Source organism: Streptomyces sp. RLB3-17, assembly GCF_007113425.2.
Taxonomy (GTDB): Bacteria; Actinomycetota; Actinomycetes; order Streptomycetales; family Streptomycetaceae; genus Streptomyces; species Streptomyces mirabilis_D.
Genome location: NZ_CP041610.2, coordinates 756705 through 776748 on the forward strand (window position 1 = coordinate 756705; position 20044 = coordinate 776748).

The 20044-nt window shown below is 69.6% G+C and carries 16 protein-coding genes and 1 pseudogene; 6 read left to right on the forward strand and 11 right to left on the reverse strand.

The genetic code is table 11. From position 1 onward, the window contains the following. Positions 1 to 108: 108 nt before the first annotated feature. A complete protein-coding gene (locus FNV62_RS03700; RefSeq protein ID WP_318658454.1) occupies positions 109 to 3294 on the reverse strand; it encodes a type 2 lanthipeptide synthetase LanM family protein in 3186 nt (1061 codons plus the stop codon). Between the two features lie 47 nt (positions 3295 to 3341). Next, on the reverse strand, positions 3342 to 3542 hold the full coding sequence (locus tag FNV62_RS03705; protein WP_095858363.1) for a DUF6229 family protein: 201 nt from the start codon (positions 3540 to 3542) through the stop codon (positions 3342 to 3344). A 426-nt stretch (positions 3543 to 3968) separates the two neighbouring features. Between FNV62_RS03705 and FNV62_RS03710 the strand changes: the two are divergent. Beyond that, positions 3969 to 4582, forward strand: a pseudogene (locus FNV62_RS03710) (Gfo/Idh/MocA family oxidoreductase); the annotation flags it as partial. Positions 4583 to 4715: 133 nt separating this feature from the next. Here the strand turns inward: FNV62_RS03710 and FNV62_RS03715 are convergent. Then, positions 4716 to 6161 (reverse strand): glyceraldehyde-3-phosphate dehydrogenase, encoded by a 1446-nt coding sequence (locus FNV62_RS03715; RefSeq protein ID WP_060898151.1) that lies wholly within the window; start codon positions 6159 to 6161, stop codon positions 4716 to 4718. Positions 6162 to 6697: 536 nt separating this feature from the next. On the opposite strand from FNV62_RS03715, the gene FNV62_RS03720 reads away from it, so the two are divergent. The 4 genes from FNV62_RS03720 (at position 6698) to FNV62_RS03735 (ending at position 11798) form a co-directional block, all read left to right on the forward strand. Beyond that, positions 6698 to 8128: a family 2B encapsulin nanocompartment shell protein gene (locus FNV62_RS03720; RefSeq protein ID WP_097282588.1), complete on the forward strand. Its 1431-nt coding sequence runs from the start codon at positions 6698 to 6700 to the stop codon at positions 8126 to 8128. Continuing rightward, positions 8125 to 9183, forward strand: a complete 1059-nt coding sequence (locus FNV62_RS03725; RefSeq protein WP_143599900.1) for a family 2 encapsulin nanocompartment cargo protein terpene cyclase — start codon at positions 8125 to 8127, stop codon at positions 9181 to 9183. The genes FNV62_RS03720 and FNV62_RS03725 overlap by 4 nt, the downstream gene beginning before the upstream one ends. Before the next feature lie 83 nt (positions 9184 to 9266). Continuing rightward, positions 9267 to 10136: a geranyl diphosphate 2-C-methyltransferase gene (locus FNV62_RS03730; protein WP_143605143.1), complete on the forward strand. Its 870-nt coding sequence runs from the start codon at positions 9267 to 9269 to the stop codon at positions 10134 to 10136. Positions 10137 to 10232: 96 nt separating this feature from the next. Further along, the gene (locus FNV62_RS03735; protein WP_164657600.1) at positions 10233 to 11798 is read left to right on the forward strand and encodes a DUF1254 domain-containing protein; all 1566 of its coding nucleotides are present in this window, start codon (positions 10233 to 10235) and stop codon (positions 11796 to 11798) included. A 57-nt stretch (positions 11799 to 11855) separates the two neighbouring features. On the opposite strand, the gene FNV62_RS03740 is transcribed toward FNV62_RS03735, so the two are convergent. The 8 genes from FNV62_RS03740 to FNV62_RS03775 form a co-directional block, all read right to left on the reverse strand. Next, positions 11856 to 12221: a hypothetical protein gene (locus FNV62_RS03740; protein WP_054233389.1), complete on the reverse strand. Its 366-nt coding sequence runs from the start codon at positions 12219 to 12221 to the stop codon at positions 11856 to 11858. 75 nt (positions 12222 to 12296) lie between these two features. Beyond that, entirely contained in the window at positions 12297 to 12938 is a 642-nt protein-coding gene (locus FNV62_RS03745) for a hypothetical protein (protein WP_144314667.1), read from the reverse strand. A gap of 208 nt (positions 12939 to 13146) precedes the next feature. After that, complete coding sequence (locus FNV62_RS03750; protein WP_143599901.1) at positions 13147 to 13485, reverse strand: nitrile hydratase accessory protein; 339 nt, start codon at positions 13483 to 13485, stop codon at positions 13147 to 13149. Beyond that, positions 13482 to 14081, reverse strand: a complete 600-nt coding sequence (nthA, locus tag FNV62_RS03755; RefSeq protein ID WP_144314668.1) for a nitrile hydratase subunit alpha — start codon at positions 14079 to 14081, stop codon at positions 13482 to 13484. The genes FNV62_RS03750 and nthA overlap by 4 nt, the downstream gene beginning before the upstream one ends. Beyond that, on the reverse strand, positions 14078 to 14776 hold the full coding sequence (nthB, locus tag FNV62_RS03760; protein ID WP_097282594.1) for a nitrile hydratase subunit beta: 699 nt from the start codon (positions 14774 to 14776) through the stop codon (positions 14078 to 14080). Before nthB ends, nthA begins: the two co-directional genes overlap by 4 nt. A 126-nt stretch (positions 14777 to 14902) precedes the next feature. Beyond that, positions 14903 to 16996 (reverse strand): FUSC family protein, encoded by a 2094-nt coding sequence (locus FNV62_RS03765; RefSeq protein ID WP_144314669.1) that lies wholly within the window; start codon positions 16994 to 16996, stop codon positions 14903 to 14905. A gap of 299 nt (positions 16997 to 17295) precedes the next feature. Then, positions 17296 to 18510, reverse strand: coding sequence for a carbohydrate-binding protein (locus FNV62_RS03770; RefSeq protein WP_143606882.1), 1215 nt, complete (start codon positions 18508 to 18510; stop codon positions 17296 to 17298). A gap of 199 nt (positions 18511 to 18709) precedes the next feature. Further along, a complete protein-coding gene (locus tag FNV62_RS03775) occupies positions 18710 to 19342 on the reverse strand; it encodes a hypothetical protein (RefSeq protein WP_225900125.1) in 633 nt (210 codons plus the stop codon). Between the two features lie 419 nt (positions 19343 to 19761). Between FNV62_RS03775 and FNV62_RS56955 the strand changes: the two genes are divergently transcribed. Further along, complete coding sequence (locus tag FNV62_RS56955) at positions 19762 to 20019, forward strand: carotenoid oxygenase family protein (RefSeq protein WP_263985267.1); 258 nt, start codon at positions 19762 to 19764, stop codon at positions 20017 to 20019. The last annotated feature ends 25 nt before the right edge of the window (positions 20020 to 20044 follow it).

Sequence of the window (20044 nt, forward strand, 5' to 3'; positions counted from 1 at the left end):
CCACCGCATGCGACCAGGGGGCTCACGCTGCCCGTCCGGCGTCGCGGCCACCACGAGCCCGGTCGGATACGGAGCGCGACCACCTCCGTTGCGACGCCCGAGGTCGGATCAGTCGAGGAGGAGGGGATTCGGCAGGGTGGCCTCGGGGTGCATGCGCAGGAGGGTGTGAAGTACTCCTGAGAGGCCGGACATGAGGCTGGGCGAGAACGCCTCGCGGGCCAGGCCGCCGACCGGGCCGCGTTGCTCGAGGCCGGTGAGGATTTCGGCGTCGAGGTCGGTGGGATCGCCGAAGTCCATGGACGTGAGGAATTCCCAGAGGCCGAGGTCGCCGTGGCACAGGGTATGGCTCCAGCCGAAGCCCTCGGCGGCGCAGGCACGTGCGGCCCGACGGGCCATGTCGAGGTGGGCGGGATCGCCCGTGCGCCGGTGGAGGTCGAGCATGCCGATGCCCACCCCCGCGCTGCCGTGGCACCAACTGGTGAAGAAGTCCTCCTCGGCGCCGATGCGGACATCGAGCCAGTTGCCGTGCTCGGGTTGGTAGAGGGACTCCTGATAGGTGAAGGCCCGCTCGGCGAGGCGGTTCCAGTCGCGCCGCTCGGCCGCGGAACCCGCGTCGCCGAGCGCGAGCCGGGTCAGCGCCCAGCCGATGCCGGTGGCGCCGTGGGCGAAGCCGCCGATGCCCTCGGGGTTGAGCCGGGTCGTCCAGCGGGCGCCGCTCGCGTCGAGGTTGGCCAGCCCGGTCAGTCGGCGGCCGATGTGCGCGGCGGCGTCGAGCCAGCGGTCCTGCCCGGTCGCCGCGGCCAGGTTGAGCAGGGGGACGACCGCGCCTGCCGCCCCGTTGAGGAGGTCCACCTCGACGTCGTCCTCGACCAGTCGGCCCTCCGCGAGCAACAGGGCCCTCTCGGCGGCCCGCTCCAGAAGCCAGTCCTCACCGAGCACCCGGTGCAGCGCCAGCCACGTCCACACCTGCGACGCGGCACCGCTGAACGCCCCGGGTGAGGGCGTCGGTGTCCGGTCCTCGGTGCCGACCAGGACCCGCAGCGCCCCCTGGAACGTCTCGGCGACGCCCGGCACCTCCTCCGCCCGCCCGGCCCGCACCTCGGTCACGTACTCCGCGAGCGTCAGCGCCACCCCGCCCTGCCCGGTGTAGAGGTCGGCGGGCAGCACCCTGATCGACCACCCCGCGGGGGTGAAGACGGGGCTGATCCAGGTGACCGTACCGTCCTCGCCGCGCACCGCCCCGTCGCACAGCCGCCGTACCATCTGCGCGGCCAGGTCGCGGCGGCGGCGCTCCCGGTCCCGGGCGTGCGGGTCGCGGGCGGCGGCCTGCGTCCGCGTGGGCAGCGAACGCTCGTTGAGATACGCACCGACCAGCGCGTCCTGGATCACCGCCTCCTCCAGCGCCAGGTCGGCGGTGCGCCAGTCCTCCACGGTGGTCCGTACGGCGGCCGAGTCCACGGTGAAGGTGAACATCGGCACGTCACCGGCCAACAGGTCCGCGATCTCGCCGTCGATGGCCGCGCGCTCGGTCGGCGCGCCGGGCAGCACCTCGGCGTTGCGCCGCAGGATGTCCCGGGCCCGTTCGACCGCGGCCGCCTCGTCGTGCAACGACGCCGGGTGCCAGAGCATCCGGCCGATGTCGACGTACGCCTGCGTCGGCCGCAGGATCCGCCGCGCCTGGGCGCCTTCGAAGCGGCGCAGCAGCCGGTGCGGATCCGTCCCGGGCCGGCGCAGGTGCGCGGTCATCTCGCGGAAGCCGGCCAGAATCCGGTCCCAGTACGCGCTCAGCACGGGAGTGGGGCTGGGGTGGTTGCCCGCGGTGGGCATCGCCACCAGGTCAACCTGGAAGCGGGCCGCCGCGGTGCCGGCGTCCGCGATCACCGGGTTCGGGATCAGCGGCTGCTGGCCGGGCAGCGACCCGACTCCGGAGATGTCGACCCCGCCGAGCGCGAAGCCGGTGCCGCGTACGGGCAGCAGTCCGGTACGCAGCACCGTACGGCGGATGGCCGCCGCGGCCACGTCCACGGCGTCGCCCCGGCCGCTGGGCGGGAAGGGCGCGGGGGCGTCGAAGAGCGTCTCGGCGTCCACGATCACCGGCACCGGACCCGCGGCGATCATGTTCTCCGCGTGCATGTCGGTGCCGCCGGTGAAGCGGAGGACGGCCAGCCAGTGCCCTACGTTCCGGTAGAACGCGGCGAGTTCGGCCTCGCCCGCGCAGTAGCGGTGGTGGACGAACTCGGCCCAGCCGTAGCCCTCGCGTGCTTGTGTCCGCGGCACCCGGATGCGCTCGTCGGGCGACGGTGCGCCGGGGAAGTCCGTGTAGAGCTCGTCCAACAGCGCGCCCAGCGCCACGTCGGACTCGGACGGCCGAGGCTTGTACATGACGCTCCCGCCGGCGAAGTCGACCCGACTGACCGTCAGGCCGCCCCGGTGGGTGTCGCCCGCCCCGAAGGCGACGGCTCGCATCTCCCCCGCGGGTCCCCCCAGCAGCGGCCGCAGCACTTCGCGGTCCGCGGCGAGCCGTTCCGCGAATCCGGCCGTCGCCGCCACCGAGAGCCGCGCCACCGACGCGATCCGCGGGCCGACGTTCGGGTATCGGCCGCCCAGCCGGTCGAGGTAGCCCTCCTCTTCGGCCTGCTCCAGGAACGCGGTCCACGTCCGCGTGTCGGATCCCGTCCCCGCGCCCTCGGTGTGGTGTCCGCCGCCCGCTGTCATGCGCAGCGCGTGCAGTTCGATCAGGAACAGGCGGGACAGCTTCGCGTGCAGGGACTTGAGCAGGGCGGTGTGGCCGGCTTCCAGCACCGCTTCTTGTTCTTTCCGGCTCAGGGCGTCAATGGAGGCCAGCCGCCGGGCCAGCTCTTCCCGCCAAGGCCGGGCGATGGTCCGTACGGGTCGGGCGAACCATTCCGCCTCGTCCCGCCTTCCCGACTCCCCCGGCTTCCCCGGCCTTTCCGATCTTTCCGGCGCCGATCCGCTCACCGTCCACCCTCCCCATTCCGCCGTGAACTCGCTTCTTGCGGTCGTTCCCAGGGAGCACGGCAACTGTGCGACCAGCCCGGACCCGTCCGCACCCGGCAGCAACCGACCGAGCCGCACACCCCCGCATCCCCGACGCGCGCGGGGCGGGCGGCAACCGACTCGGCAGGCTGCGGCGCGTTCCCGGGTGCGGACGCGTCGTGGCTTGGCGCGCGGTTTCCCACGCTCCGGCTTTATGAACCGCACTCCGCAGGGGCGCTCCCGAAGAGGCGTGCTCCGCAGGCGATACGGTCGATGAGCGCGCCCTGGAGAGGGCACTCAGCGGGCAGGCCCTCCGCAAAGGGCCCTGGAGTCACCGCGGGCGATCAGCAACACCAGCTGCCGTGCGACCCACTCGGGCTGGAACAGAAGCCGTAGAGGGAGTCGCTCGGGTCGGTGAGCGCGGCCTCGGCGGCGGCGCCGCCGACGTAGAGGGGCCCGGCGGGGTTGGTCTGGCCGTACGCGCTCTCGGCGCCCGCCAGCCAGGCATCGAGCACGGCGGTGGTGGCAACGCTGGTCTGGGGCATGAGAGACCTCCGGTGGATGTGGGGATTGGGGCGGATTGCCCAGCCCTGAGTATCGCCGGGTTCGAACACCCGTCAGACGTCCAATCTGGCCAAAGCCATGTGGTGTTCATGCGGCCTGCCGCCTCCCACGGGACGGGTGGGACGGTCGCACGGCCGAGCGCCGACCGGGCGGGCGCAGCGGACGCCGAGACTCCGACGGCAAGCTCCGGCCTGGGCTGCGCACCTACGGGGAGCCCCTGAGGAGCGGAGTAAGGGCGCCTCGGCGCTCGTCCGGTCATCGCGGGCCGGTCGGCAACCGAACGACCCCGATCCCGCGCACCCTCATGTCCCGGTCCAGACCGGTCACTTGGCCAACAAGCGCACTGGCGGTCTCCGATGCCGGCACCCAAGCAGTCGACGGCCACCGAGGGCCCCCACCGCCACATCCGGGCACCGAAGGAGGTCCTCGCGTCCGGATCGATCGGCGCCCCGCTGATCGTGCACTGCGCCCACCGCATCCCGGCCGTGCCCAAGGCGTACACCTCCGTGATGGCCGCGCAGGACACGGCCGTGCACGAGATCGACGTGCTGCGCCGGCTACTCGACGACGAGATCGTCTCCGCCCAGGTGATCACCCCACGCGCCACGAGCAAGCGGTTCGCGCACCTCAAGGACCCGCAGATCATGCTCTTCGAGACCGCGAACGGGGTCCGCATCGGCCTGGAGGTCTTCGTCAACTGCCGGTACGGCTACGACATCCCGTGCGAGACCGTCGGTGAGGAGGACCTGGTCCGACTGCCCGACCCGGCCGCCGTCGGGGTCCGCACCACCGGACACCACGAGACCGCCGTACCGCAGGACTGGCAGGGGCGTTTCGCCGACGCCTTCGACACCGAGTTCCGCGAATGGTTCGCGGCCGTCGGCACCGGCAGCGAGCCCACCGGCCCGTCCGCCTGGGACGGCTACGCCGCCACCCTCCGCTCCGCTCCCTGGAGTCCGACGGCACCGTCGCCACCGTGGACATGAAGCCCCGCCCCGCCCTCTACGGAGGCGCCGCATGAAGATCGCCCTCGACCCGTACATGTTCCGCGCCCATACGCGCGCGCGACCCACCGTGCCCCGACGGTCGGAAGACCGCCGGGGCACGGTGGGAGTGGAGGGCACCTGGATGCCGACCGGGAGAGGCCGCCGCGATCAGACCGCCGGGGCCGGGAAGGTCGGGTACTCCACGCCGGAGACGTGCTGGACGACGCGGACGACCTGGCAGGAGTAGCCGAACTCGTTGTCGTACCAGAGGTAGAGGATCGCGTTGTCGCCTTCCACCTTGGTCGCGCCGGCGTCGACGATCGAGGCATGACGCGAGCCGATGAAGTCGCTCGAGACCGCGTCGGGGGCGCTGATGAAGTCGATCTGGCGCTTGAGCGGCGAGGTCAGCGAGACATCGCGGAGGTGGTCGAGGACTTCCTCGCGCGTGGTCTCGCGGGCGAGTTGCAGGTTGAGGATGGCGATCGACACATCCGGCACCGGGACGCGGATGGAGCTGCCGGTGATCTTCGCCTTGAGGTCGGGCAGCGCCTTCGCGACGGCGGAGGCGGCACCGGTCTCGGTGATGACCATGTTGAGCGGCGCCGAACGACCGCGGCGGTCGGAGTTGTGGTAGTTGTCCAGCAGGTTCTGGTCGTTGGTGAACGAGTGGACGGTCTCCACGTGACCCCGCAGAACGCCGTACTCGTCCGCCATCGCCTTCAGCGGCGGGACGATCGCGTTGGTGGTGCAGGAGGCGCAGGACATGATCTGCTCGTCCGGCTTGATCGTGTCGTGGTTGACGCCGTGGACGATGTTGGGAACGTCGCCCTTGCCCGGTGCGGTCAGGACGACCTTGGCGATGCCGGGGCGAAGGTGCTGGGACAGGCCCTCACGGTCACGCCACCTGCCGGTGTTGTCGATGAGGATGGCGTCCTTGATGCCGTACTCCGTGTAGTCCACCGACAGCGGGTCGTCGGAGTAGATCACCTTGATCTCGTTGCCGTTGGCGACGATCTTGCTGTTCGCCTCGTCGACGGTGATCGTGCCCCGGAACTGGCCGTGAATGGAGTCACGCCGCAGCAGCGAGGCGCGCTTGACGATGTCCTGGCCGGCACCCTTGCGGACGACGACGGCGCGCAGCCGCAGGCCGTTGCCTGAGCCGGCCTTCTCGATGAGCAGGCGGGCGACGAGGCGGCCGATGCGGCCGAACCCGTAGAGGACGACGTCGCGCGGCTCCTGGCGCTCGATCTTGTTGACGCCCGTGGCGCCGGCCACGGCCTCGGCGGTGAACTCCGCCACCGACAGACCACGGTCGTCGGACTTGTAGGTCGCGGCGAGCATGCCGATGTCGATCTGCGACGGGCCGAGATCGAGCGTGGTGAGCGCCTGCAGGAACGGCAGCGTCTGGATGACCGAGAGTTCCTCGCCGGCGATCTGCCGGGCGAACCGGTGGGTCTTGAGGATGCTCACCACCGACTTGTTCACCAGGGAACGGCTGTGCAGCAGGACCGTGACGTCCCGCTCCCGGTGCAGCTTCCCGATGATCGGGATCATCGACTCCGCGATCTCCTCGCGGTTGTTCCAGTTGGTGAACGAGTCGTCATTGACAGTCACAGATTCATCTTTCGAGCTAGGTGGCGCTCAGATGGTAGCCCGACCCTCTTTTGATCATTCGAGCGGGGCCACCTGATCAAGAGGAACACGCAGCTGAGCCGCTCGTGCGCCCTCGCGCCGGTGGCGCGGGTCCCGGCGACCGGCGTGCGAGCGCGCCCTCATGGCCGGTCTGCCTCGCGCCTTGGACGCCCACTTCGAGGACACGAATGCGCCCCATTCACGCGGTTCCGACCGCCACCGGTGACTGTTTCGCTTGACATGGGGCGCGCGCTGCCCAACTGCCCGGACCGTCACGAGATTACTGTCCTGGCGCCCACCTCCCCGGAATCCGTCTTCGACCTCCACCGCCTCCGTGAACCCACGCCGCACGGCTTCTCACGCGTCGCCGGGGCGCACCTTCGACACGGGTTCAGGCAGACGTCGTCCATGGCCGGGCCATAGGAGCCCCTGCCCGAGGCGTACGGCGTCGACGCCCCGCCTTGATCACTGATCTTCGTGCGTATCCACCCACGCCCGCTCACGTATCGGGAGGACATGTGACAGTCCCGGAAAGCTCCCCAGAAAGCGCCGCCGGGCCCACCGCCGACGGACCACGGTCCACCAGTCTCAGCACCGACGCGGCACGTCAGCTGGCCACCACCACCAAGTCCGAACCTCAGATGCAGGCCATCACCTCGCGATGGCTGCTCAAGATGCTGCCTTGGGTGGACGTCAAGGGCGGCGCCTACCGGGTGAACCGGCGACTCCAACTCCGCCTCGGCCGGGGCCGGGTGCAGTTCGAGCAGAACGGCGCGGACGACATCAGGGTCATCCCCGAGACACTGACCGAGCTGCCCGCCCTGCGCGGCTACTCCGACACCGTGGCCCTGCAGGAGATCTCCTCACGGTTCAGGGTGCGTGAGGTGCGTACGGGCCAGGTCCTCTTCGACGCCGGACAGCCCGTCACCGAGGCCTATCTCGTCGTCCACGGCCGGTTCACCCGCTACACCACCGGCAAGTACGGCGAGCAGGAAGTCACCGGAGTCATCACGGACGGCGACGGAATGGGGGACGAGGCCATCGGCCAGGCCGACCCGCTGTGGTTCAGCTCGGTACGGGCCGAGACTCCGGGCGTGGTGCTGGCACTCAACTGGGACACGCTCATGGCGTGCGTGGAGCGCACCCCGTCGCTCGCCGCCCAATTGGACGCCTTCGCACAGCAGCAGAGCAAGCCCATGAACCGCAAGGGCGAGGCCGACGTACCCGTACAGGCCGGGCACGTGGGCGAACCGGTCCTCGCCGGCGGCTTCGTCGACTACGACCTCGCCCCGCGCGAATACGAGCTGTCCCTGACCCAGACCGTCCTGCGCGTCCACACCAGGGTCGCCGACCTCTACAACCATCCGATGAACCAGACCGAGCAGCAACTCCGCCTGACCATCGAGGAGATCCGCGAGCGCCAGGAGTGGGAGCTGGTCAACAACCGCGAGTTCGGCCTCCTGCACAACGTCGACTACGGCCAGCGCGTCAGTACCTTCTCCGGTCCCCCCACGCCCGACGATCTCGACGAACTGCTGTCGATGCGCCGCAAGACCCGCCTCTTCCTGGCCCACCCGAAGGCGATAGCGGCCTTCTTCCGGCAGTGCAACCGGCGCGGGCTGGTGCCCGGCACCGTGAACCTCGACGGCCACGAAGTACCGGCGTGGCGCGGCGTTCCGCTCTTTCCGTGCAGCAAGATCCCGATCAGCCCCCAGCACACCAGCAGCATCATCGCGCTGCGCACGGGAGAGAAGGACCAAGGGGTCGTAGGCCTGCACCAGACGGGCATTCCGGAGGAGTACGAGCCGGGTCTGAACGTACGGTTCATGGGCATCGACAGCACCGCGATCATGAGTTACCTGGTCACCGCCTACTACGCGATGGCCATCCTCGTACCCGACGCCGCGGGGATCCTGGAGAACGTCCAGATCGGGCGGACCGCGGAATGAGCACATCATCGGCTTCCGGATCGCCGACGCGACTGCCCGGGCCGCCCCGCCTCGTCCCCGTCACACAAGCCCGGCGGAGCGGGGCGATCCCCGGGCTGCGCCACCGGCCCGCCGGCCCCGCGGACGCGGGGAAGGCGGCGGAGGTCGACCGCAGGCTGGAGGCCTGGGTCCGTCGGCTCGACGCGTTCCCCAAGGCGTGGACGGGGGACTTCGCGGGGTTCCAGTTCGGCCGGGCCGTCGTACTCCAGCATCCGGGCGCGGCCGACCTCGAACGTCTCACCGCGGCCGGCAAGCTGCTGCTGGCCGAGAACCTCGTCGACAACTGCTACTGCGAGGAGGACGAGGACAGAGGCGGCTCATCACGCGGCCTCGGCGGCAGGCTGATCAGGGCCCAGTCCGCACTCGACCCCTTCCATTCCACTCCCGAACTGGAAGCGCGGTGGCGGCGCGGCGTACAGGCCGACGGGCCGCTGCGCTCGTATCACGGGGCCCTCAAGGACTACGCCGTCTTCGCCACCCCCAGCCAGACCGACCGGCTGGTGCACGATCTCGCCCGGCTGCATCTGGGCTATCTCGGTGAGGCCGCCTGGGCCGAGATCCGGTACGTGCCACCGGTCTGGGAGTACCTGATGATGCGGCAGTTCAACAACTTCCGCCCCTGCCTGTCGATCGTCGACGCCGTGGACGGCTACGAGCTGCCCGAGGCCCTCTACGTCCGGCCCGAGATCCAGCGGATCACCGCACTCGCCGGCAACGCCACGACGATCGTCAACGACCTGTACTCCTTCACCAAGGAACTGGCCAACGATCCCAGCCATCTCAATCTGCCTCAGGTCATCGCCGCGAACGAACGGTGCGGGCTGAAGGCCGCCTTCCTGAAGGCCGTCGAGATCCACAACCAGGTCATGGAGGCGTTCGAGGAGGAGGCGGCGGCTCTGTCCGCCACCTCGCCGCTCGTAGAGCGTTACGCCGGGGGCCTGGCCGCCTGGGTGTCCGGCAACCACGAATGGCACGCCACCAACACCCACCGCTACCACCTGCCGAACTACTGGTAACGCCCTGCCGCCCGGCCCGTCGTCCACCGCGCCACGAGGAGTCACCTTTGCCCATCACCGATGCCGGTACCGCGGCAGCACCGATGCCGACCCAGGCCACCTGCCAGTCGACGTACCAGACCCGCGTCGCGGACTACTGGAACGCCGAGGAGAACCCGGTCAACCTCGAACTCGGAAAGATCGACGACCTGTACCACCACCACTACGGCATCGGGGACGTCGACTGGTCGGTACTCGACGAGAGCCGGGATGGGGGCGGAGACGGCGCTGCCCTGCGCCGTGACCGGATCACCGCCGAACTGCACCGTCTGGAACAGGCACAGGCCGACCTCCTCGCCTCCCATCTCGGCCCCCTCTCCCGCGCCGACCGCGTCCTCGACGCCGGCTGCGGGCGCGGCGGCGGAAGTGTGGTGGCCCATCTGCGGTACGGATGCCACACCGACGGCGTCACCATCTCGAGGAAACAGGCCGACTTCGCCAACGCCCAGGCCCGCACTCGGAACATCGACGACAAGGTCCGCTACCACCACCGGAACATGCTCGACACCGGCCTGCCCTCCGGCGCGTATGCGGCTTCCTGGAACAACGAGTCCACCATGTACGTGGAACTCGACCTGCTGTTCGCCGAGCACGCACGGCTGCTGCGCCGCGGCGGACGCTACGTGACCATCACCGGCTGCTACAACGACGCCTACGGGCGGGCCTCCCGGGAGGTGTCTCTCATCAACGCCCACTACATCTGCGACATCCACCCACGGTCGGAATACTTCCGCGCCATGGCCCGCAACCGCCTCGTACCCGTCCACGTCCAGGACCTGACCGCCGACACCATCCCCTACTGGGAACTCCGCAAGCAGGCCGACCACCTGGTCACCGGCATCGAGGAAACGTTCCTGAGCGCCTACGAGAACGGCAGCTTCCAGTACCTGCTCATCGCGGCCGACCGCGTCTGACGTCTCCCCCGCGTTGGCGCTCCTGCTGATGCGACCTATGGTGGGAAGTGGTGCAGAGGCTTCCCACGAGGTGTTCACAACGGGGAGGACATGATCATGTCCGAAGCCACACATCCCACACATCACCGTCCGCTTCGGCGGACGCACGACGATGCCACAGGCGTCACGGCCACCATCAACCGGGCAGCGAGCGCCGCGGGCGCCGCCGGTCGGGCCGCGGCGGAAGCCGTACGGCACCCCCAGGCCGTGGTGGACCGGTTGCGGCAGCTGCCTCAGACACTGCCGCTGGTGCGGCAGGCGGTGACACCCATCCTCACCGGACGAGTGCGTGACTGGCGTGGCGAGTACGCCTACACGTTGGGTGAGCAGGCATTCGTCTACGGTTTTCCGTACATCTACAACGCCAGGCTGCGCCACCAGTGGGTGACCCAGCCGCGTGACCCGGCGACGGTGCCGTACGCCGCGGTCAACCATTTCTGGCACGCACAGCAACTCCTGGACGCCTCGTACCGGGACGGCGGTTGTCCCAACAACGACACCCTGTACTCGACCGCGTGGGTGCACCTGCGCGGCGAGCCGGTCATTCTCTCGCATCCGGACATGGGTGATCGCTACTTCTCCTTCGAGCTGATGGGCATCACCTCCGACAACTTCGACTACATAGGCCAGCGCACCACGGGATCCGAGGCGGGCCACTTCGCGATCGTCGGTCCGGACTGGAGCGGGAAGCTCCCCGATGGTGTGCGCCGTGTCGCGACCGCGCCGAGCCCGTGGATCCTGATCCTCGGCAGGACGCTGGTCGACGGCGAGGACGACGTGCCGAACGTGCAGACGCTCCAGGCCCAGTACCGGCTCACTCCGCTCAGCTTCTTCGACAAGGGCGGCGGGCCCGTTGACCCGGCGCGGCTCCCGGCGAGCCATGAGGTGCCGGCGCCGGTGGACCCCGCGCAGGATCCCCTCGGCCCCTGGAAGACGCTCAACGCCATGCTGGCCGAGAACCCGCCACCGGCGCACCACGCGATCCTGCTCAAGCAGTTCGCCGAGGTCGGCATCGGTCCCGGTCTCGACGTCGAGGTCCAGCCTGAGGCGGTCAGACAGAACCTCATCAGGGCTGCGGCTGTCGGCACGCCGATGCTCAAACAGCAGATGCTCAGCGGTGGGTGGGCACATGTGGTCAACGGTTGGCGTTATCCGCCACCGCAGATGGGCCGCTTCGGCGACGACTTCGTCAAGCGTGCCGCCGACCAGTCGTTGGCGGGCATCATGGCCAACGATCCCGACGAGGCGGTCTATCTGCTCAACTACGACGACGCGGACGGCAACAAGCTGTCGTCCGGCCGGTACGCGCTGCGCTTCGACGCGGGCGCGATGCCACCCGTCGATGCCTTCTGGTCCCTGTCCGCGTACGGCGACGACATGAACCTGATCCCCAACCCGGCCGGCCGCTACTCGGTCGGGGACCGCACGACCGGGCTCGTCATGGACCCTGACGGCGGTCTGACCCTCCATCTGCAGTCCACATCACCGGGAGAGGACCGCGAGTCCAACTGGCTGCCCACACCCGAAACCGGCACCTGGTTCGTGATCCTGCGCATGTACCGTCCGCACCGCGAGGTCGTGGACGCGGTATGGGAATGCCCTGCGCTCACCCGCGTCGAGTGACCTGACGGGTCCGCAGGCCGCGCGTGGCGGCCCACGGACCCGTGCGCGGGGCCCCGCTCAGCCGATGTAGAGCTGGTATGTGGCGCCGTTGCTGGTGTCGTTCGCCGAGATGAGCCGGGGTTCCCACCGCCATCCGGTGCTGGGCTTGCGGTGGTGGAACTCGACCGACTGCCCGGCTATCCACCAGTAGCCTTCCGCCACGGTGCACCCCTTCGGGGCGATCTCCCAGAACCTCGAACCGCCCCAGTCGCCGTACTGGTTCTCCCCGACGAAGTAGAACTTCACCGTCTCGGTGGACCCGCTGCAGACCTTGAGCTGTACGTACTTGTTGGCGGCGTAGGCCGTTCCCGGAACCGCCAGGCTGCCGAACAGTGCGCCTGCGACGAGTGCCGCCGTGGCGACTTTGCGCTTGAGACTGTGCATGGGACTGTCACCATTCTTGTTCTTGGACCGGTTGGACCGGGTTGGACAGCGGGTTGTCGAGACGGGCCGGAGCCGTCAGCAGTGTGCGCCGATTTCGGCCGGGGTCATCGGCCGGTCCTTGAAGTTGACGTAGCCGTAGCTGGGGTTGTCCTTGTTGAAGCCGGACTGCTGGAAGTCGTAGATGTACCAGACGTAGTGGTCGTAGTACTTGTTCTTGAACTGGATCTCCCACCAGCCCTTGGCCTGCTGCTTCGAGGTTCCGCGCTCGAGCCACCCGACACTTCTCGGCGAGATGTTGATCGTGTTGGACTCGGTGTCGGTGTGGGAGTTCTCCCAGCTGTGGCTGTAGCTGGTCTCCACGGAGGCCTCGAAGACCAACGAGAACTTGTAGGTCGCCGAGACGGAGACGCCGACCGTGTTGCCGGCGGTGGTCGTGTCCGACCAGTCGATCCGGTGCTGGTTGGTGTTGCTCCCGCAGTTGTACGCGGTGCTGCCGACCTGGTGCTTCGGCCCGGTGTAACCCCAGTAGCTCTGCGGGTGGAACTTGCAGAGACTTGCCCAGTTGCAGGCCTTCAGGAGTTCGGCGTTGGTCGGACTACTGGCCGCGAATGCCTGGGGGGCCACGATCAGTGAAGCGCCCATGGTCAGAGCTGCGAGCGTCCCGGCCGTACGGGAGATATGCCTGGCCGATCCGTTCCTGCGGTGCGCGAATGCCATTGATCACTCCATGAGGAGGGCGGATTTCGGGGGATGTCGCGCCGACTGCGGTGGAGGAATTTCGGCGACGTGCGATCGGCGTTCATCTCGTTCATGAGCCTCGCAGCGCTCCATCAGGGTTTGATCAGAGCCGGATCAGAGGTGGCTCACAACCGGGGGAGCTCGAGGGCGCCGTCGGGTGCGCGATGGTGGTGCGGGGGCGCCGGGGTCAGTGGTGGTGGTCGTGACCGGCCGGGCGTTGGGCCAGGGTGAGTGCACGCGTGGCGACTTCGTCGCAGGAGACGGTTCCCTGCTCGTCCAGTACGTCTTCCAGCGCGGCGAGCCAATGGTGGTAGTAGCTCCACGGCCGGTCCTGGTCGAGTGCGTTCTCCCAGGCGGCGATGCGGGCGATGAGTGCGCTCTGGAACTGGGGCCAGGTGAAGGCGCCTGCCTCGTAGAGGGTGACGGCCATGCCGAAGGCACGGCTCTCCCAGGGTTCGGAGAAGACTAGTTCCCCGTTGGCGCGGGGTGGGGCCGCGGTCCCGTCGATGTCGAGGGGGGCGGTCACGCGGCTGCCACCTTCGCCACGCCGACCATGGCGTCCCGGGTGATGAGCGGGACGAGCTCCTCCTCGGTCAGGTGCTCGGTGCCGGCGGGCCGCTCGGGCAGGACGAGCCAGCGAACCTCGCTCGTGGAGTCCCGCACGGTGATCTCGACGTCGTCGCCGAGGTCGAGGCCCATCTCGGAGAGGACGGTGCGGGGTTCCTTGACCACGCGTGCACGGTAGGCAGGGTCCTTGTACCAGCTCGGCGGAAGGCCGAGCACGGGCCAGGGGTAGCAGGAGCACAGGGTGCAGACGACGACGTTGTGGGTCGTGGGAGTGTTCTCGACGACGACGATGTGCTCGCCCTGGGGGCCGCCGAAGCCGAGTTCCTTGATGGCGGAGGTGCCGTCCGTCAGGAGCCGTCGGCGGTACTCGGGGTCGGTCCAGGCCTTGGCGACCACCTTGGCGCCGTTGAGCGGACCCACATTGGTCTCGTAGTTGGTGATGAACGCATCGACCATCTCGGGGTCGATCAGACCGCGTTCGGTGAGCAGCTGTTCGAGTGCCTCGGTACGCAGGGCCGCGGAAGGGGTCTCGCCGGATTCGCTGGAGGTCGTCATGAGGTGGTCTCCAGGTAGTTCTCGAACAGGTCCACGGTGACGGAGAAGGAGTCGGCACCCTCACCCCACAGTTCGTGCGAGGCGAACCGTACGGAGTAGACGTGTTGGGGGTTCTCGCCCAGGAAGTGCGCGTGGGTGTCGGGGAAGACGGCGGCGGGCTGGATGACCTCGACGATTCCGGCGTGTCCCCGGACGTAGCCGGGCAGGCGGGTGTGCCCGGGCGGCGAGATGTTCTTGGCGCGGACCCGTTGGCCGACGGCGAAGGCAGGGGCGGCGTCGATGGTGCGCAGCGAACCTGGAGCGGACCGCCAGGCGGCGATCGCCGCGGTGGGTGGGCCGGCGTCGGGCCGGGCGGATTCGGGGACGGAGACGGGGGGATTTTCGACGTGTTCGCCGCGCAGGTCGCGGGCCCGGGCGTCGATCTCACCGGGGGCGAGGATGGCGCCCTCGATGAGCATCAGTTCGGCGGCGTTGAGCCAGCGGCCGAAGTAGCCCTCATCGAGGTAGGCGGCTCGGTCCAGGCGTTCCTGCGCATGCCGGAAGGCGTCCACATTCCGACCGGACACCCGGGTGGCCAGGATCGTCAGCGCGGCGGCCCGGCCCTGCCAGGGCTCCGCGAAGACCGGCTCATCGGCCCTGGGCGGGCGCGCGGGGCCCCATCCCGAGGTGCCCCCCATGTCAGCGATGCCCTCCATGACGCGACTCCTCAAATGGCCGCATAACGGACCAGCCATTCGAATTCTATGCGCACGGAGCCTTCCCCGCCGCGGTGGACGCCCGGCGAATGGCGGGCCGCGACGACCCGCCGGGGCCCGTGGGGATCAGGTCGTGGGTCCGACGGAGTCCTCGATGCGGGCGAGCTGGTGGTCGATGTCGGTCAACCACACTTCGAGATCGATGAGCGTGGGCAGGGCCGGGAGGTGCTCCGGAAGCGGTGGGCCAGGGGGGCTCCGGCCGGGTGCGGGGCGTTCGTGGGTGGTGAAGTACGTGGCGATGCGGTCGGCGTCCGTCGTCAGCTCGGCGGCCGTCCCGCGGACCCATGCGCGCGCGTCCGGCGGCACATCGGCCAGGGGGGCTTCGAAGCAAGGAAGCCGCTGGGCACCGAGCACCGTGTGGTACGCCACGATGAGCACCCCGTGCCAGTCGGCCTGGGCGCCCTCCCAGGCGGTGGGTGGCTCGCTGCGGAACTGCGCGTAGGCGGCCTCCGCCAGACGCAGATGCCGCAGCGTCGGCAACGTCGCGGGCGGAGACGGACCGGCCGCCGACGGGGCCAGCAGCGCCTCGACCGTGGCGGGTACCAGCGTCCCGCACGACCGCAGTAGGCCCGCCATGGTGCGGTGGACCTCTCTCCGTGCCCCCGCCGGCCAGGCGAGCAGCCCACACAGGAGGCCGATGACACTGCCGGTGACGACATCGACGATGCGGGCTTCCGACAGTCGCCAGCTGGTCGGGGTGATCTGGGCGAAGGCGAGGGTGACCACCAGCGTGAACAGCCCTTGTGCGTAGGCGATTCCGAGCCGCGGGCCCAGAGCGAAGGCGATGAGCATGCCCGGCACGAGCAGGACGGCGTAGGCGTCCAGGTGCCGGCCGAGGGCGATGAGCAGCGCACCTGCCGCGACAGCCCCCACCAGGTTGCCGACCATGGCCTGGCGCACGGCCCGCCAGGTGGCGCCGACCGTGGTACGCCCCAGCGTGAGGACCGCGAGGAGCACCCAGAATCCGTGCGCGAGGTCGAGGGTGCCGGCGACAAGACGGGCGATGGCGAGGCCGCACGCGACCCGTACCGCGTTCTGGAACCACACCGAGCGATGTGTCGCGTTGCCCACGATGCGACGCGCCCACAACTGCGTCGTGGGCAGGTCGGCGTACCAGAAGAGTTCGCGGGGCCGGAGAGGTGAGGTTCTGCGCCCGGCGGCAGAGACACCGACGGCTGTCACCGCGATCCACGTCGACTCGGCCAGTGTCAGCTCCGTCGCCTGTCGCCGCAGGACGTCGGTGTCCGCGCCCGGTGCCCGCGGGTCGGCCGCACGGCGGATCCGTTCCGCCTGGAACTGCCGGATCGCCTTGTCGAGCGCGTCGGCCGTCGGTGGCCGCTCACCGGCGCGCAGGGCCGCACCCGTGTCCTCGCACGTCCGCGCGACGCGTTCGCGGAGCGCGGCGGACGATCGATCCGTGCGCGGTGCCGCGCCAGGGGGCACGGACGTCGTGCTCCGCGACGCCAACTGGTCCACGACCCGGCGGACCGCGGCTCCCGCCTGTGCCAGGGCCCGGTCCCGGCGCCCCGGGCCGGTCGGGCGCTCACCCGGGGAAACCTGCGACAGCCGCATCCCCTCGCTGAGATCATGCAGCCTCGCGACGGAGACGCGGGCCGGATCGACCACTGCCGCGGCGGCCGTCTCCAGCGCGTCGGCGAGCACGATCCGGTAGCTCGTGGCAGGTGGACCGGACAGCACGAACACCTGACACAGGGAGAGGAGCACGACGCCCACGGCCACGCCCGTCAGCCGGGCGCCCAGCGTCTGAGGGGCGTACGGCGGGAAGCAGGCCAGGATGTAGAGGAGTTGGAGACCTGGGGCGGGACCCGCCGTACGAGGTCCGGCCACCACGGTGAAACTCAACAGGAATCCGGCGATCAGCATGCCGGCCACGGCGGCTGCCGTGCTCACCGCGAGTGCCGTGCCCAGCGCGACGAAGGCCACTCCGAACGGCAGGGTCCGCAAGGTGATCCATGCCTGCTGCCGGCCGGTCCCGGGAATGGTGGACAGCAGCCCGAGCGCGATCGGTGTGAACAGTGCGTACAGCGCCGCCACGGGTTGCTGAAGACCGTAGAGGAACGTGTAGAAGCCGACGCTCGCCGAGCAGGTGACCTGAATCGACCGTCGCAGGATCACGGCGCCGCCCGGCCCCGGCTTCATGCCTGCTCGCCACCCGCGCCGGTACGTGCACCGCGAACGGCCCCTGACGGCAGTGGCGGCTGTCCGCGCATGGCGACATTCCTCTCGGCAGGCACCGCGTGTCCTCGACGACCGGGCCTCTGCCCATTTTCGACCCTCTGAAGGGCCGGCGCACGTGGTGGCGGCCCTGATCGACGCACGGGCACGCACCAGGCACTGGGCTCCGGGCCGCGCGGCGCCCGGTGGGCGGGGCACCTCACGGGCCCCGCCGATCCGGTCCGGCAGACCTCGGGCGGTCAGGCCGTCAGGCGGTCAGATCGTCAGCAGGCACCCTCGTCCTGCCAGACACCCCAGTCGGAGGCGACGGGGGTCTCGTTCTGAGTCCACCACTTGGCCTTCCAGTTGTGGTTGTTGTACGACACCTCGTTGCCGGCGGTGTAGACCGCGGTCGAGCTCCAGGCCGGCTTGCACCCGGTACCAGGGGGCGTGGGCGTCGGCGTCGGGGTGGGGGTCGAGGAGGGCGGCGTGGCCCCGGCGAACTTCACCGAGTACTTGGCGAAGTCCCAGGAGTTCTGCGCCACGCTGGAGCAGGTGCCCGAGGTCCGGCCCCCGTTGTCGGCCGGGGTGCACTGACGGTCGCGGTTGAGGGACCAGAACGTGAAGCGGTCCATGTTGTGGCTGGTGGCGTAGTCCAGCACGGTCTGGAAGTCGGTCTGCGTGAAGAACTCGCCGGTGTCGCTGCGCCCGTTCATCCCGGAGAAGCCCTCGTGGGCGTAGGCGGTCGCCTGGTCCCATCCGAAGGTGGACTGCAGGATCTGGTTGAAGTTGGTCAGCGCGCCGGTCTGCGACGCGGCGCCGTTGAAGCCGCCGTCGAACGGCATGATGGAGAAGTTGTTCGGGGTGAAACCCTGCGACTTGGCCTCCAGCAGCATCTGCTTGCCGAACCAGCCTGTGCCGTCGGCGGTGCCGGCGGTGGTGACGGAGACGTAGAGTCCGGGGTTGTTCTGCTGGAGGATCTTCGCGGCGCCGATCTCGTTCTTGATGGCCGCCGTGTTCTCGTACTCCGGCTCTTCGAGGTCGAAATCGATGGCGTGCAGACCGTACTTGGTGATGACCTGCTGGTACGCCGCCGCCGTGGCAGCCGCGTCCGAGCACACCTGGCCGAGCTTGGTGCCGCCGTAACCGCCGATGGAGACGGAGACGTCGCCGCCCTTGGCTCGGATGGTGTTGACGACCGACTGCACGGCGGTGTCCGAGGAGACCGCGGCCGTACCGCCCCATGTGGGGCTGCAGCCACCGCCGTTGGGGGCGAGGACGAAGGCCAGCTGGAACGCCTTGAGGCCGGTGGCGTCCATGATGGCGGCCGGGTCCGGCGGGTCGTTGTCGAGCGGCATCAGGTAGGGAGCCGCGGCGTACCAGCGGTTGCCGAGTGCGGAGGTCGCGCCGGAAGCGCTGCCCGCGACCAGTGCGGTCGTGCCCGCTGCGGCGAGTCCAACGGCGGCTGCCGCGCCCAGACATGCGCGAAGACGTCTCACTGCGTGCCTCCAGGAGGTGGGGGAGAGTCGCCCCAGCTTCCTGCAGGTGTTGCGTCCATGCCAATAGATTGGCCTAGACCAGATAACTCTTGGACTAGACCATACGATTGCTTTACCTCTCCCCCGCTACGGGAGGAACCGAACATGGTGAGACATCACGGTCGACGCACACGCACCGCGGAGCGTGGCCTCCGCCGGGTCAGCCCCGCGCCCGCGCCCTGACATGTGCCGGGTACCACTTCGTGAAGCGGATCGCTGCGACCAGCAAGGCGATCGGGATGACCCAGTTGAGCCAGTCCGACCCCGACCTCACATGCAGTGCGAGCAGCCCCAGCAGGGCCGTGACCAGGAACACCCCGCCCCACATCGCCGTCAGGATCCTGTTGGTGCTCCGGAACAAGGGTGTGTCCCAGTACTGGCGGGGCACCGACTCACGTGCGTACTGCTCGGTGAACGGTGTGAAGGCGAGGGAACCGAGTGCCACGACGGCGATCACCCCGTTGGCCAGCGTCTGCGCGTAGGTCTCCAGCCACAACAGGTCCTGGCGGTCCACCGCGAGCCCGAGTACGAACAGGACGGCGAAGAACACCAAGCTCGCCGCCTCCAGAATCTTGAAGCTCCCGCGCCGCAGGTCGGGGACATTGAGCACCAGGGCGGCGATGAGCGCCGCCAGCGCGGCGTACTTCCACGTACTGGGGCTCGCCACCACGTCAAAGATGATCCAGGGGGCGAAACCGAGGAAGACACTGTTGGTGCGCGGGGCTTCGCCGATGGACACATCGGCCCGCACATCGGTCTGCGCATCGGCCGACGGCATTCCGGACGACGTCATTCCGGACGGCGGAGACTCGCCGCTCCCCGTCACTCCGAGTCCTCGATTCGCATCGGGTTGAGCCATCGGACACCTCCGCGGATGGCGCCTCCATGTCGGAAACCGAGAGCGCGAGGAAACCCCCGGCCGGGCGCTGAGGCGAGGACCTCTGCTTCTCATGCTGCGGCCGCCCCAACCCCGCCGCATCCGCTGCGGAAGCGGCGCCCCGAGCGCGGCACACGGTGGCGCTCGTACCACGGAACGGGGGCCGGTGCGCTATGGGCCGAGGACGAGGCCTTCTGGCTGTGGCGCACCCTGCTCGACGACTCGCACGTGGAGTTCCCGGGCGTCGACGACCGTCTGATCGCCGCCGCCACGGACGCTGCGCGCCGGCGGCGCGTACCCCTGGTGCGAAACCCCTCTCGGGCGAATTCGACGCGTTGCGCTGCTACGACACCCAGGGCGCCGCGGGCTCGTGGCATGCGGGGAACCTCTCGGTCGGGGAACCGGTGTTCGCGCCGGGGCCGGGTGACCCGTCGGAGGATCACGGGTACTGGACGACGTACGCGACGGACGGGACGAGCCGGCTGCTGGTCTTCGCGGCGCGGGAACCGGAGGCGGGCCCGGTGGCACGCGTACGGATCCCGGTGCGAGTGCCACTGGGACTGCACGGATGCCGGCAGCCGACGGAGGAGTGACGGCACACACGGCGGGGAGTTCAGA